At 50.4% G+C, this 14,496-nt stretch carries 14 protein-coding genes; 10 read left to right on the top strand and 4 right to left on the bottom strand.

Annotated features, from left to right (window positions below; translation table 11 throughout):
* Positions 1 to 62: 62 nt before the first annotated feature.
* Genes cas5c through cas7c form a run of 3 tightly spaced genes read left to right on the top strand, consistent with a single transcriptional unit; the run spans position 63 to position 3,401 of the window.
* Positions 63 to 716: a type I-C CRISPR-associated protein Cas5c gene (gene cas5c / locus H8710_RS08870; RefSeq protein WP_249295164.1), complete on the top strand. Its 654-nt coding sequence runs from the start codon at positions 63 to 65 to the stop codon at positions 714 to 716.
* Complete coding sequence (gene cas8c / locus H8710_RS08875; protein WP_249295165.1) at positions 713 to 2,533, top strand: type I-C CRISPR-associated protein Cas8c/Csd1; 1,821 nt, start codon at positions 713 to 715, stop codon at positions 2,531 to 2,533. Before cas5c ends, cas8c begins: the two co-directional genes overlap by 4 nt.
* Entirely contained in the window at positions 2,505 to 3,401 is an 897-nt protein-coding gene (gene cas7c, locus H8710_RS08880; protein ID WP_249295166.1) for a type I-C CRISPR-associated protein Cas7/Csd2, read from the top strand. The genes cas8c and cas7c overlap by 29 nt, the downstream gene beginning before the upstream one ends.
* Before the next feature lie 490 nt (positions 3,402 to 3,891).
* Here cas7c and H8710_RS08885 read toward each other — a convergent pair whose 3' ends face one another.
* Complete coding sequence (locus tag H8710_RS08885; RefSeq protein ID WP_249295167.1) at positions 3,892 to 4,098, bottom strand: hypothetical protein; 207 nt, start codon at positions 4,096 to 4,098, stop codon at positions 3,892 to 3,894.
* Between the two features lie 599 nt (positions 4,099 to 4,697).
* On the opposite strand from H8710_RS08885, the gene H8710_RS08890 reads away from it, so the two are divergent.
* A complete protein-coding gene (locus H8710_RS08890) occupies positions 4,698 to 5,807 on the top strand; it encodes a DUF362 domain-containing protein (RefSeq protein ID WP_249295168.1) in 1,110 nt (369 codons plus the stop codon).
* A 56-nt stretch (positions 5,808 to 5,863) separates the two neighbouring features.
* On the opposite strand, the gene H8710_RS08895 is transcribed toward H8710_RS08890, so the two are convergent.
* Positions 5,864 to 6,031 carry a DUF1540 domain-containing protein gene (locus H8710_RS08895; protein ID WP_249295169.1) on the bottom strand — a complete coding sequence of 56 codons (168 nt, stop codon included), beginning with the start codon at positions 6,029 to 6,031 and terminating at the stop codon, positions 5,864 to 5,866.
* Positions 6,032 to 6,229: 198 nt separating this feature from the next.
* Here H8710_RS08895 and rbr point away from each other — a divergent pair, with 198 nt between their 5' ends.
* A complete protein-coding gene (rbr, locus tag H8710_RS08900) occupies positions 6,230 to 6,838 on the top strand; it encodes a rubrerythrin (RefSeq protein WP_249295170.1) in 609 nt (202 codons plus the stop codon).
* Between the two features lie 226 nt (positions 6,839 to 7,064).
* Entirely contained in the window at positions 7,065 to 7,697 is a 633-nt protein-coding gene (locus H8710_RS08905) for a pyroglutamyl-peptidase I (RefSeq protein WP_249295171.1), read from the top strand.
* A 163-nt stretch (positions 7,698 to 7,860) separates the two neighbouring features.
* Here H8710_RS08905 and tet(40) read toward each other — a convergent pair whose 3' ends face one another.
* Complete coding sequence (tet(40), locus tag H8710_RS08910) at positions 7,861 to 9,081, bottom strand: tetracycline efflux MFS transporter Tet(40) (protein ID WP_118583081.1); 1,221 nt, start codon at positions 9,079 to 9,081, stop codon at positions 7,861 to 7,863.
* A gap of 286 nt (positions 9,082 to 9,367) precedes the next feature.
* Complete coding sequence (tet(32), locus tag H8710_RS08915; RefSeq protein WP_003505402.1) at positions 9,368 to 11,287, bottom strand: tetracycline resistance ribosomal protection protein Tet(32); 1,920 nt, start codon at positions 11,285 to 11,287, stop codon at positions 9,368 to 9,370.
* Positions 11,288 to 11,795: 508 nt separating this feature from the next.
* Between tet(32) and H8710_RS08920 the strand changes: the two genes are divergently transcribed.
* The 4 genes from H8710_RS08920 to H8710_RS08935 all read left to right on the top strand — a co-directional run bounded on the left by H8710_RS08920 (position 11,796) and on the right by H8710_RS08935 (position 14,076).
* On the top strand, positions 11,796 to 12,251 hold the full coding sequence (locus H8710_RS08920) for an XRE family transcriptional regulator (protein WP_003505401.1): 456 nt from the start codon (positions 11,796 to 11,798) through the stop codon (positions 12,249 to 12,251).
* 213 nt (positions 12,252 to 12,464) lie between these two features.
* Positions 12,465 to 13,232 carry a class I SAM-dependent methyltransferase gene (locus H8710_RS08925; protein ID WP_003505400.1) on the top strand — a complete coding sequence of 256 codons (768 nt, stop codon included), beginning with the start codon at positions 12,465 to 12,467 and terminating at the stop codon, positions 13,230 to 13,232.
* A 204-nt stretch (positions 13,233 to 13,436) separates the two neighbouring features.
* On the top strand, positions 13,437 to 13,883 hold the full coding sequence (locus H8710_RS08930) for an RNA polymerase sigma factor (protein ID WP_003505338.1): 447 nt from the start codon (positions 13,437 to 13,439) through the stop codon (positions 13,881 to 13,883).
* The gene (locus tag H8710_RS08935; protein WP_003505336.1) at positions 13,873 to 14,076 is read left to right on the top strand and encodes a helix-turn-helix domain-containing protein; all 204 of its coding nucleotides are present in this window, start codon (positions 13,873 to 13,875) and stop codon (positions 14,074 to 14,076) included. The genes H8710_RS08930 and H8710_RS08935 overlap by 11 nt, the downstream gene beginning before the upstream one ends.
* Positions 14,077 to 14,496 lie beyond the last annotated feature (420 nt).

Consider the following 14,496-nt stretch of genomic DNA (forward strand, 5'->3'; position numbering starts at 1 on the left):
GCTTTTTTGCCGCACGTGTCCGGCGGGGGCGCTGGGCGCAAATAAAGAAAGGTGTGACGGTTATGGCGATTCGAGTGGAGGCGTGGGGGGATTACGCCCTCTTTACCCGGCCGGAAATGAAGGTGGAGCGGGTATCCTACGACGTGATGACCCCGTCGGCCGCCCGGGGGCTCATCGAGGCGGTGTACTGGCATCCGGGATTGCGGTGGCACATCGACCGGATTTACGTGCTAAATCCCATCCGTTTTGCGGGAATCCGCCGCAACGAGGTGAAAAGCGTCGTGTCAGTCAGCAATGTCCGCACCGTCATGTCCGGCGGGCAAAAGCCCCTTTACATCGACCGGTCGGCCGACATCCAGCAGCGGGCGGCTATGGTGCTCAAGGACGTGCGGTACGTCATCGAGGCCCATTTTACCCTGACTGACCGGGCCAGTGACGCCGACAGTCCCGGCAAGTTTCAGGACATCGTGAAACGGCGGCTGGAGTCGGGAAAATGCTACCATACCCCCTATTTCGGATGCCGGGAATTCCCGGCCAGCTTCCGGCGGTTTGCCGGCGGGGAGCCTCTGACTGCTTATCCCGGCGAGACGAAGGATCTCGGCTACATGCTTTACGACATGGACTACAGCGACCCGGAAAACATCACCCCCACCTTTTTTCGGGCACAGCTTGTAAACGGGGTGCTGGACCTGCGGGACTGCGAGGTGGTCCGATGATTTTGGAGGCGTTGTGTTCCTATTACGAAACCCTGCTCCGAAGAGGGGAAGCGGCCCGGCCGGGGTGGAGCCCCGCCAAGGTGGGGTTTATCCTCATCCTGAGCCCTCAAGGGGAACTGCGGGACGTTTTGCCCCTTCGGGATGATGGGGGGAGGGTCCCCGTCATGCTGGTGCCGGAGCAGGCGAAGCGTTCCTCCGGGTTTAAGCCCAATTTTCTCTGCGACGGCTCCGCCTATCTTCTGGGGCTGGACAGCAAGGGGAACCCTAAGCGGGCCATCGGCTGCTTCGCCTCCAGCAAGGCCTTCCATGAGGAACTGCTGGGCGGGCTGCCGAATCCCTGCGCCAAGGCGGTCTGCGCCTTTTTCGGCCGGTGGGAGCCGGAGAAAGCCCCGGAAAACCCGGTGTTGGCCCCGTATCTCAGTGAAATTCTCAAAGGGGGGAACCTTCTTTTCCGGGTGGGCGGTAAATTCGTCCACAAGGATGAGGAAATCGCCGCCCGCTGGGATGAAAGATACCGGGAACCCCATGCGGACGCAGTGGTGGGACGGTGTCTGGTCACAGGGGAGAAAGGGCCCATCGCCAGGACCCACCCGTCGGTCAAAGGGGTGCGCGGAACCCAGCAGACCGGGGCGAGCCTTGTTTCCTTCAATGGGGATTCCTTTGAGTCCTACGGGAAAAAGCAGAGCTTTAACGCCCCCATCAGCCGGCGGGCGGCCTTTGCCTACACCACCGCCCTGAACCGGCTCATAGCCGACAGGGAGTATGTCCAGCACATGGGGGACGCCACGGTGGTCTACTGGGCGGAGACAGGGGAACGGGCTTACAGCGATCTGTTCGCCGGCGTCACCGGCGGGAAGGAGATTTTTGTTCGGCAGGGGGAAGGGGCGGCCGGCCCGGAGGAAAAAATCCCCTTTACCGAGGCGATCCTCAAGCGGGCCATGAGCGAGCTGGCCCGGGGGCGTCCCTACGATTTAAACGGGGTGGTCCTCCTGCCGGGAACCCGGTTTTTCGTGCTGGGTCTTTCGCCCAGCGCGGCGCGGGTGTCGGTGCGGTTTTTCTATCAGGACAGCTTCGGGCATTTCATGAAAAACATCTGGGATCATTACGTGCGGCTGCAAATCGAGAGACCCGTTTTTATCGAGCGGGAGCTTGTTTCAGTGGGGAGGCTCCTCTATGAGACAGTGAACAAAAAATCCGCCAAAAAAGAGGCCCAGCCGAACCTCACAGAAGGGGTCATGGCGGCGGTGCTGAACGGCGGCGCCTATCCCCGGGCCCTCTACAGCGCCGTTTTGCTCCGAATTCGGGCCGAGGGGGAGCTCCCCTACGCCAAAGCGGCGGTCATAAAGGCATTTCTCTTAAAAAACAGCAGCAACAAAGCCATTAAGGAGGCGGTGGGAACCGTGAAATTAAACGAGGATTCAAACTATCTCCCCTACGTGCTGGGGCGGCTTTTTTCGCTTCTCGAGAACATCCAGCAGGCGGCACTTCCCGGCGTAATTACCACCGTCAAGGACCGGTATTTTATTGCAGCGGCGACCACGCCCCTGTCGGTGTTCCCAAAACTTTTACAGCTTCAGAACAGCCATATGAAGGTGCTGGAGCGGGAGAAACCGGGCCTTGCCGTGGGGCTTAAAAAACAGCTGGGGGACCTGACCGGGCGGATGGAGGAAAATTTCCCCCGAATCATGACTCAGGAGGAGCAGGGGGCTTTTTATATCGGCTACTATCACCAGACTCAGAAGCGGTACGCGGGAAAAACCACCGAAAAGGCGGAGGAGGAAAAACAAAATGGCAAAGCCAATCAAAAACCGGTATGATTTCGTGATACTCTTTGACGTAGAAAACGGAAATCCCAATGGCGACCCGGACGCGGGCAATGTACCCCGGTTCGACCCGGAGACCAATTACGGCATCGTCACCGACGTCTGCCTCAAGCGGAAAATCCGCGATTATGTAGAAACGGTCAAGGAGGACGCCCCCGGCTATCGCATCTACATCAAAAGCGGGGTGCCCTTAAACCGCAGCGACGCTGAGGCGTACGCCTACCTGGGGTTGGACAGCAAATCGGTGAAGGAGCGGAAAAAGGACGACCCCACCCTGGACATTCAGGTGCGGGACTTTATGTGCGAGAATTTTTACGACATCCGCACCTTCGGGGCGGTGATGACCACCTTCATGAAGGATTCCTTGAACTGCGGGCAGGTCCGGGGCCCGGTCCAGTTGGGATTTGCAAGGAGTATCGAGCCTATTTATCCCCAGGAGGTGACCATCACCCGGCTGGCCGTCACCACCGAGGAGGACGCGGCGACGAAGAACAACACCATGGGGTACAAGTATATCGTCCCCTATGCCCTTTACCGGGCGGAAGGATATGTTTCGGCTAACCTGGCCCGAAAGACCACCGGCTTTGGCGAGGAGGACCTGGAGCTGTTGTGGGACGCTATCGTCAACATGTTTGAGAACGACCGGTCGGCAGGGCGGGGCAAAATGGCTGTGCGGCAGCTCATCATCTTCAAGCATGCCTCCGAGTTGGGAAACGCCCCGTCCTACAAGTTGTTTGACACGGTGACGGTGACTCGGAAAGACCCTGTGAGCCCGCTTCCTGCCCGCAGCTACAGAGACTATGACGTGGAAATCGACCGAGAAGCAGTGCCCGAGGGGGTGGAAGTCATCGTCAGGGGGTAACGGGGAAAATTTTGTTCTGGATAGGCGGGATGTGATTTGAAACATCTGCCCGTTCCACAAAAAATTATCGCTGCCGTTTATCGCCCCTTACACAGGGGCGCGGGTTGAAACCTCCTTTTAATATGATTCCTTCTAATCTTTGGGCGGTCACCCCTCACGTAGGGGCGCGGGTTGAAATTCATACAGGGCTTGGGCTTAGTCCAGAGTTTGTTCGGCTGACCTGCGGGTGTAACCTTTCATTGGCGCGGGTTTTCCATCCCATCGCCTTGTGTACAAGGCGATGAAATCCCAATCCATTTATGTGCTAACTGACGAAAATTAGGGGCCAAAGTACAAAATTTGATAAAAAACCGTGAATGCGCTTTTTCGACAAATTATGCTATGGAAATTTGCTAAACTATATACAGGTTGTTTGTGCAATCTCCTCAAAAAACCGTCCTCAGACCTTGAGTCTGAAGACGGCTTTCTCCTTTTTATGGCAAAATTTTGCTTATTCTGGTTTTTGGTGTTCTTCGAGATAGATGTTCGCTGCTGCTTCCAGCGTGGGCAGGGTTTTCTGCGCAGTATCTAAGTAGCGGTAGAGCTTGTATACGAGCAGGCCTCCCACAGCGGACAGCACCGCCGCCATAACGCCGAGAACCGCCCCTACGACAGCCACGATGTTTCCCATCGCTTTGAGTTTTGCAGAATGCTTCATTGTAAATCCCCCTTTTCTCCGACGGTGTTTCAAATGCTTCTACCTGTCAGTATAACAGGTTTTGGCGAAAATGCAACAATTGATGGTTGCCTTGAGAGGGGTTTGGTTGTATAATAAATGCAATCGGCAATGGTTTTCACAGAAAACCTTTGCCTGCACAAGTGCGGCAGCTAAAATGCAAGCATTTTAGCATTGCGTTTCTTTTATCATCATCCGGTTCTGCTGGCGCAGAACTGCGGCGGGTAAACCCGCCTACAAATTCCCAAAGGAATTTGCGGATGTGGTATAATATCCACAAATAGCACACAATGTGGGCTATACGCCGCAGGCGCAATCATTTTGTCTCGCAAAATGATTTGTGGATGATTATCACCATAACAAAAACAGCTAAAGCTGTTTTGCGCCGCTGAAAGCGGCGTGCAAGCCCTATGGGCTTGCGGATATGGTATAATGACATCAAACGGCACGCTTGATGCGCCGTGCATTTCGGGTGCCAAGATTTCTATGGGTTTTGTCGCTATTGCACCGTTTTGCTTGCGGCGGAGTATCGCTGATGGGACGGAGCCTTTTGCGGGACACAATCGAAAGGATGGTTTAACATGGAAAAGTCAAAAGTCTATTTTACCGATATGCGGGCCGAACCCGGCGAAAACCTTTTGCAGAAGCTTCAAAAGCTCATTAAAAAGGCGGGAATCGGCGACATCGATTTCAAAAATAAATACGCCGCTATCAAAATCCACTTCGGCGAGCCAGGAAACCTTTCCTTCCTGCGGCCGAACTTCGCGAAAGCCGTGGCGGACACGATAAAGGAGCTTGGCGGCAGGCCCTTCCTCACTGACTGCAACACCCTTTATGTGGGGCGGCGGAAAAACGCCCTCGACCATATGGACGCCGCCTATGAAAACGGGTTCAGCCCCTTTTCGACCGGCTGCCAGGTCATCATCGCCGACGGGCTCAAGGGCACCGACGAGGTGCTCGTTCCCCTGGAGGACGGCGAGTACGTCAAGGAGGCGAAAATCGGCCGGGCGGTCATGGACGCCGATATTTTTATTTCATTAAACCACTTCAAGGGCCACGAGGCAACCGGTTTCGGCGGCGCGCTTAAGAACATCGGCATGGGATGCGGTTCCCGCGCCGGCAAGATGGAGATGCACTCGTCGGGCAAACCCTTTGTGGAGCGGGAGCTGTGCATCAGCTGCGGCGCCTGTGCCAAAAACTGCGCCCACGGGGCGATTTCCTTCCCGGAGAAAAAGGCTTCCATCAACCACGGGAAATGCGTCGGGTGCGGGCGGTGCATCGGCGTCTGCCCGGTGGACGCGATCACGCCCGCCAACGACGAGGCAAATGACATCCTCAACTACAAGATCGCTGAGTACAGCGCGGCGGTTCTGCGGGGGCGGCCTCACTTCCACATCAGCATTATTATGGACGTGTCTCCGTTCTGCGACTGCCACGCCGAAAACGACCTGCCCATCATCCCCGACGTGGGGATGCTCGCCTCCTTTGACCCGGTTGCGCTGGACCTCTGCTGCGCCGACCTCTGCAACGCCCAGCCGCCAATGAAGGGCAGCATTATGGAACAGCGGGAGCCCGTAGGGCACGACCATTTTACCACCCTCCATCCCACTACCCACTGGGAGGCCGCCGTCGACCACGGCGTCAAGATGGGGCTGGGGAGCCGGGAGTACGAGCTGATTCCCGTTAAATAAAAACAAAAACCCGCCCCGGCCATCAAACTGCCGGGGCGGGTTTTTCGTCAAAAGGGTTATTTCTTTTCAAAGGACATGCAGTCGGTGCACTGGTCCATGGTGGGGTTTGCTTCGTGAGTGCCAACGAGGATGCGGTCGAGGGCGCAGTAGTTTTCAGTCTGGCAGTGGTTTGCACACTGGGTAACGGTACATTCGATACAATGGTTTGCTTTGCAGCTATTCATAATAAGAGACCTCCTTGTAATGGTTAATACTTCGTATTTCTGCGCGTTTGATGTATCGCAGACGATACTATATTTCCCGTGAAGTTTTGATTTTATGCGGCGGATGTGTGAATAGTTTTTCGTCCTCCGCACATAATACCATTGAGATTTTTTCCCAAAAAATCAACTTTAACTTTACGGAAAACAGGAGGAATTCATATGGCAGCTTCATTGAAGGGAACCAAAACAATGGAAAATCTCATGCGGGCATTCGCCGGTGAGAGCCAGGCCAGAAACCGTTACACCTTCGCGGCGGCATGCGCCAAAAAGAAACAGCTTTATGTCATTGAGCAGGTGTTTCAGTTCACCGCCAACCAGGAAAAGGAACACGCCGAGGTGTTCTACAACTTTTTGAAGGATATCGCCGGCGAAAACATCAATGTGGACGGCAACTACCCCACCGATTTGTACGACGATCCAATTCAGCTTCTTAAGGCTGCCCAGCACAACGAGTACCAGGAGTTTGAGCACGATTACCAGCACTTTGCCGACGTGGCGAAAGAGGAAGGCTTTAACCAGATTTCTAACACTTTCCGGATGATCGCCGCCATCGAAAAGACCCACGGCGACCGGTTCGGCCGGTATGCAAGCGCCTTGGAAAACGGAAGCCTCTTCAAGAGCGGCGAGGGCATCCGCTGGATGTGCCTCAACTGCGGCTATATCCACGAGGGACCCATCGCGCCGCAGCAGTGCCCGGTGTGCAGTCACGACCAGGGGTATTTTATCCGCCTGAGTGAAGCGCCGTTTCAGGAAACCAACGAAATCTAATGAGAAAACGAAACCGTCGCCGGAATACTGGCGGCGGTTTTTACGATATACAAGAGATTTTGGAGGAATGCGGGCATCCGGTCCTACGCCAGTAAATTCTTCCCATAAAATGATAGGGATTTATGGCTTTTATCCCATGTCCCTGCTGATCGTTTTTTCTCGTTTGCCTTTTCCCGTCCGGAGTGATATGATGGAGGGAAGAAAACGGGGAAAGGAGGGGGCTTTTATGAAACTGCTGCTTCTTGCGTTCGAGCCGGCGGGAAGCTTGCGCTTCGACCCGTCGGGACAGGTGGCTAAAGAGCTTTGCAAACGGCTTGTGGGCAATATCGAGGGGACGACCGCGCTGATTCCGGCGGTGTTTTCCCGGTGCTGGGAGGCGGCGGGGCAGGCTATTATGGAGGCGCGGCCCCAAGCAGTGCTGGCGCTGGCCCAGCGGGGGAGCGTTCAGGGGGTCACCTTCGAGCGGGTTGCCCGAAACTTCATCGATGCGGAAATCCCCGACCGGGAAGGGGTCCAGCCCCGGAACGCTCAAATCGCGGAGGGCGGAGCGGAAATATACGAGACGGCGCTTCCCCTTGAGCAGATGGTGGAGGAAGTCTGCCAAAAGGGGATTCCCGCCGGGATTTCCCATGACGCAGGGGCCTTTGTATGCAACTATCTTTACTACCACCTGCTCCGAGCGGCGGAAAAGGGGGATTTTAGGACGGTGTTTATCCACCTGCCCTATCTGCCGGGGCAGGACGTCCGCCGGGGGACGGAGGGAATGGCGTTTGACGACATGGTGAGAGGGCTGGAGGCGGCGCTGAGAGCTCTTAGAGCCTCTGGGGGGAATCCGGCAACAGCGGAAAAGGCGCCCTAAGCGAATGCTCATGTACGGTAAAGTATCACAAGAAAATTATGTCGAATTGACAGCCGCCTCCGCTATACCGAATAAGGAAATAAAGAGTCCTCAAATTTTGCGCTACTAAATGAAGACGAGCGGAAGTAATCTCCCGCTCGTCAGTAAACTTAACTATGCCATATCAATCCCGCTTCTTTCCCGCCACCGGCACTAAGAACAGCGCGGGCAACAGCAGGAAAGCGGTACAGACCAGCCCCCAGGGTATGGACACCTGCTGGGCTACCAGCCCCACAATAGGCCCGCCGATGATCTGCCCGAAAGAGTCCAGCTGTCCGCTGGTGGAAAAGACTGTGGCGCGCATTTTCTCATCCACATGGTCGTTCATCCAGGCGGCCAGCACAGGCTCCTTGATGGTGCGCATAAGCCCCGCCAGCAGGAACACCAACAACATGAACCAAAAGCTCCGCCCCACCGCGAAGAGAACCAGGCACAGGATATACCCGGCGCTGGTGGACATGACCACACTGGTTCGGCTGACAGTCCCTTTTTTCTCCATGCGGGCGATGAGCAACTGAGAAGCCAGAATACCTAAGCCGTTGCCGATAAGACTGATAACACCGAACCAAGTGACGCTGTTCAGCGGCCCGATAACGGGTATTACCGTGTCATCCAGAAAATGAGCGGTGGAGAGCCGGTCAAAGCCTTCACTGGCAAGTCCCCCGCATAGTGTGATTGCTAAGAGCGCCAGCAACACAGGTGCGCCTTTCACAAAGCCCAGGTTGAGCTTGAACAGGCAGACAAAGTCTTTAAGCAAGCCCTGCCGTTCCTCAATAGCAGGGGAGAAGTTGGTTTCTGGCATGATGCGAACCATCACCAGCCCCAACAACAAGCACAAACTGCCCCCCAAGATGAGAGGCATTTGCAGGTTTATGTTTCCCAGCAGTGTGCCCAGCACCACGCCCAGAACGCTGCCGATTTGCCCCATTTGACTGCCCCGCAGGAACACCTTGTCTATGGGTTTGTCCTCTTCCTCCGAGGCAATCCACGCCTCCAGAGCGCCGGTGATGAAGGTATCACCGCAACCCCAGACAACCTGGGCCAGCAGAACCGGCGCGAACCACGGTAGCGCACCCTCCATCAGAAAGCCCAGGCCGTAGAGGAACATTCCAATCAGCACCGAGCGCCGACGGCTATACAAATCCGCCACCACACCGGTGGGCATCTCGAACAGAAAGCAGGAGGTCTCCAGAACCGTCCCTACCAGGACAAGCTGGAAAGCATCCAGCTGCACCACCTCCAGGTGGTACACGATGGAAAGCACTGTGGACATAGAAACCGCCAGGGAACAGACAAATCGGAACAGCAGGTAGACAGAATATGCCTTTGAATTTTTAGCAAACATGAAGTTACATTCTCCTAGTATAATAATGGTGTAGTCAAGAACGACTACTGGTTAATAGTTACAAAGTCCAATCTAATAAATCTATATAGATATAACGGAAGGAGGAGTTCCCCCTCCATCAGAAGTTATAGGACATATTTACCGTGTCTGAGGTTTCCTTAATGCACCAGACAAAATATAGAGGTATAATCACTGAAGGCAGGATCATTGACGTTTCCTCCTTGGGAGCCGGCCTTCTGGGATATTTCGCAATAGCCAGCAATGAACGCTTGCATTGCGCAAGACGTTACATTATCTTCTGAAACATATGCCGGATCTTGTCTAAACGGCTGTTCGGGCGGCGTGGCTGAAATACAGGCTCGCCGGAAGTTTCCTGATACCCTTTTAATTCTGTAATGCAGACACTTCTTCCATTTGTATAAAAATTCAGATCATTCCTATATTCACCGATACAACGGGCAGGGATTTCACCCTTAAAAATAACTTCATCTTTTTCAAGTCTGGTTGATTCAATGATTGCGCAATACTTTGGTGCATCATTATAAGCCCGTGAAAGATATTCCTGCGGTGCAAAAAGGGTAAAGGAAAGGTATGGTTCCAACAGTTGTGTCCCTGCTTTTTTCAATGCCTGCTCCAACACGACAGGCGCAAGAAAACGAAAATCAGCGGGGGTGCTGACCGGGCTGTAATAAACTCCATAATCAAAACAAATTTGGCAGTCTGTCACTCCCCAGCCATATAAGCCCTGCTCCATTCCATAACGCACACCCTCCATGACGGCATTTTGAAAACTTTGGTTTAAATAGCCGAGAGATACCTCGCTTTTATATTGTGTTCCGCTTCCAACAGGAAGCGGTGTTACAGTCAAACCAATAGATGCCCAAAACGGATTCGGCGGCACTTCAATATGAATCGTGCAGCTCGCTTTTTTTTGCGGTCTTTCCAGATAAATAACCGAAGGCTCTTTCATAGCCACGCCCACATGATATTTTTCTTCTAATAGCGAACAAATAACTTCTAACTGTACTTTTCCCAAAAAAGATAACATAATCTCATGGGTAACAGTATCAATGTCAAAATGCAAAAGAGGGTCTGTATCAGCAATCTCTGCGAGGGCATTTAACAGGGCTTCCCTTTGCTCCGGCTTTTGCGGCTCTACCGTTGTCCGAAGTAATGGCATGGGATTATCAATCCGTGTTTTGTGAGGCAGGAGTTTTTCATTTCCCAGGATATCGTTCAGTTTCAAAGTATCATCAGCTAAAATAACAATTTCTCCCGGACAGGCATGGTCAGCCGGGACGATTTCACCATTTGACGGAATACACATTTCTGTAATCTTTATTTTTTCCTTTTTTGACAGCAGCAGGGTATCCCGTAAATGGAGCGTCCCATGATACAGGCGTAAATAAGAAAGCCGTTTTTTCCGCTCTGTATACTCAACCTTAAAAACATATCCACATAATTCAGACTGAATATCGTCCGTTTCTGTAATGAAAGTTTCTATAATCGCTTCAATCAGTTTTTCTGTTCCTAAATTGTCTTTTGCACTCCCATGATAAACAGGAAACAAAGAGCAGCATCTGGTTCTTTTGCACTTTTCATATTGTAATTCCTGTATATCCAAAGAATCCTCTGCAACATATCGTTCTAATAGTTCATCGCTTCCGGAAATAATCATATCCCATTTGTCTAAATCAGAAATATCGGTCATGGTTATCTTTGGCGACAGGGAAACCTCCTGCATGACAATCATATCACTGGTAAGTTTATCTTTAATGCTTTGGTAAACACACTGCAGGTCGATCCCATTTTGGTCTATCTTATTTATAAAGATAATTGTCGGAATGTCCATTTTCTGAAGCGCATGGAATAATATACGGGTTTGTGCCTGTACGCCGTCTTTTGCTGAAATGACTAAAACAGCTCCGTCAAGGACAGATAAAGAGCGGTATGCTTCGGTTAAAAAATCCATATGACCGGGAGTGTCCACGATATTGATTTTATAATCATTCCAATAAAAAGAAGTAACCGCTGTCTGAATGGTAATTCCCCGTTGCCGTTCCAAAATCATAGTGTCTGTTCTTGTGGTCCCTTTATCCACGTTTCCCTGTTCCGCAATCGCTCCACTGGTGTATAGCAGACTTTCTGTCAATGTAGTTTTTCCTGCGTCTACATGGGCCAGAATGCCGATATTGATTATTTTCATGTGATTGTCCTCCCTTTACAGCCCCAAAGGGCATAAAAATCCCCAGCAGTAAAATACTTTTACCACTGGGGATTCTAATTTGCGGACATACACATATACAGCATACACCTATTTGTGATTGCTGTTTTTTGAATATGTCAAAATTGATAAGGCAAAAGTATTCTTAAATTGGGTACAAAAAACCAAGCCCCCACAAAAGGAGCTATCATAATTCTTTGTTCCCACTATTTGATTATAGTTTTATTTAAGAATACCTTGCCGCATATTTTTTACTCCTTTTCTGGAATGAAGCTATTATATCACATCAGTTTTAGGAAAGCAAGTACTTAAAAGAAATTTTTCTTCCCCTTATATGTAACAATCATACCGGCTTCCTGGTGTTCAGAATGGTTTCTGCTGTCTGCTGTGGTGTTTGATTGGAATTGTCCAGCCAAAAGCCGATCCGTGGTGTTGTCTGCATAAATGTATCGTATATTGATAAAATCAGCATCAGAGAGGAGGAACCATTTTGAACCAGAAACAGACGGATATTACAACAGGAAAGCAAATACGTCATCTGCGAACACAATCGGGAATGACACAGGAAGAACTGGCTGGGGAATTGAATGTTACCCGGCAGGCGCTATCGAATTGGGAGAGAGATGTTAATGAACCCGATTTAAATACGTTGAAAAAAATTTGTTTTCTTTTTGGAGTCCACATGGACGATTTTGCGAAGGAGGTAATAACAAAAATGGAAACATGTGAAAAAAAAGAGAAACGACAATTTAATAAGTATGATATGGCAATTGGACTTTTTTATGGTGTCGGGATATTTCTTGGCATTGGTATTTTCTTTGTTGGCGGTTTTATGACAATGTCGGGTGCAGGGTGGGGAGCATCACTATTTGGCGGTGGCTGTTTTTCTCTTGTATTTGGCTTGATATGCCATGCAGTTATTACATTGAGAAGAAATGACAAATGATGACATATCCTGCTTTCTAGACTTTTCGGTCATATCGCGTAAAAAAGCCGCTGCTTTTGGCTTTCCAATAGCGGCGGCAAAGGGAAATATCCTTTGAATACCTTACAGAAGAAAAGTTTTGCAGCATTATAAAAATAAAAGCCTATACCATTTTGGAAAGAAAAGATACATAATAGTCAAGACGGCAACAATCAGAAGTTATGGAGGGTAACAATGGAATATAGTAAGGAAGATTTAATGGAAGCAAAAAGGCAAATTTTGGGAGTGGGAGAGAACATGGGAACAGAGGAAAGTAAAAAAATCTGGGAGAAAAACGCACAATTTTGGGATAATGCAATGGGTGACAAATCTAATGAATTTCACAGAGAGGTAGTGCGTCCCAAAGTAACGGAACTTCTATCTCCTAATCCTGCGGATTACATTTTGGATATTGCGTGTGGCAATGGAAATTATTCTTCGTATCTTGCACAAAGAGGCGCTTCGATTGTCGCTTTTGATTACAGCAAAAAAATGATAGAATTGGCTAAAAGACGGCAATCACAATATGCAAAACAAATTGAATTTTGTGTAGCGGATGCGACCAATAGAGAAAGTATATTAGAATTAAAAAGAAATCGAGCCTTTACGAAAGCAGTTTCTAATATGGCAATTATGGATATTACGGATATTGAACCACTTCTTATGGCTGTTTATGAACTGTTGGAGGAAAGCGGAATTTTTGTCTTTGCAACGCAACACCCTTGTTTTATCACGTTGACTGAAAAATATATGACACCGCACAGTTACTATGGTATAGCGATTGAAGGGCAACCGGAGGAGCAGATTTATTATCATCGTTCCATACAAGATATTTTTAACCTTTGTTTTAGAGCTGGATTTGTCATTGATGGATTTTATGAAGAATGTTTCAAAAACAACAAAGAAATTCCTATGGTAATGATAGTAAGGCTTAAAAAGGTAAAACGTGATAGCTTAAAATAAATTCAAGTTTGCCGGATAAATAGCAAACCTGGCCGAGCCAGTCAACGGTCAAGATGAACGGGCTTCGCCCGCCGTTGACAGCCCCGCCCGGTTTTGCAGTTAGGCAGTCAAGGAGCGACAGCCTAAAGTGCTGCCGCCCCTTACTATCATAAAAAGCAACTACTAACCAGCCACAGCCCTTTTGGGAGGAAAGGGGGATTTTCCATGACCTGTACAGAAGAATATCGGGAACATATCGAGTACACTTTCCATGCCTTTTGCAAAGTCGTTATCCGAAATGCAACGATCAACGCAGCGAGGACACGGAGCAGGAAGCACAAAAGAGAAATATCCCTTGAATACCTCACAGACGAAAAGCACTACCCTTTAGGCACGACAGATGAATATTTCCAAGCCCCGGAGCCGGACGAGGAATACATACTTACCCTTTGCGGCGATACGGTCATTTTCAGCAGCGGCTTACTTGCGGAAGCCCTGTCACGGCTGGACGAACGGGAGCGGGAAATGATTTACCTGTCCTTTTTCAAGCGTATTCCACAGCACGAAATTGGCAGACAGTACGGGCGCAGCCGCAGCACAGCGGGCTACCATATCCGAAAAGTCCTACGGCAGCTCCAAGCGGAAATGGAGGGAATGGCATATGAGAAATAATAGGCTTCTCCCCTATGAAACAATCGTCCAAGCCACCAGCGGGGAGCCGGAAGCGGTGGGAACTGTATTGCAGTATTACCGCCGCCGCATACAATGTGCCGCCCGTGTGAATGGACGGGTAGACCAAGATACAGAGGACTACATCACCCAGACGCTTCTCACAGCTATTTTCAAGTTCCGCTTTGGGAGATAGCCCTACCGCCTACAACTGAATAACCGCCGCTTCGCCGGCAACCAGAAAGCAGTAAATCTATTCAACAGATTTGCTGCTTTTTTTCGTTCCTGTTTGGCATTTTTGAAAATCCCCAGTATGAAAAAACAAAAGGGAAAATTGCCGCCGCAGTTGGCAAAATCCCTTACTTATCCGTGGAGGGTATCAAAGAAAAAAATACTGCCATTGTCCGCCTTTTTCGGCTTGCGTGGTGTTGTAGGGAATAAGGGGAAATTCTAAAAATCTCCGTCCATTTTGCTTTGCGTGGTGTTGTAGGTAGTGAAAGGAAAATTTTCAAGATATGCCGGAATAGCGGGTAGCAAAGCCCTTTTGAAACGTCTTGTTAGCGGAAAGTACGGAAGCCGGGGAACGCCGGAGTTTTTCAGAGCAAGATTCTACCGC

It is taken from the genome of Fumia xinanensis (genome assembly GCF_014384905.1).
Lineage (GTDB): Bacteria > Bacillota > Clostridia > Oscillospirales > Ruminococcaceae > Fumia > Fumia xinanensis.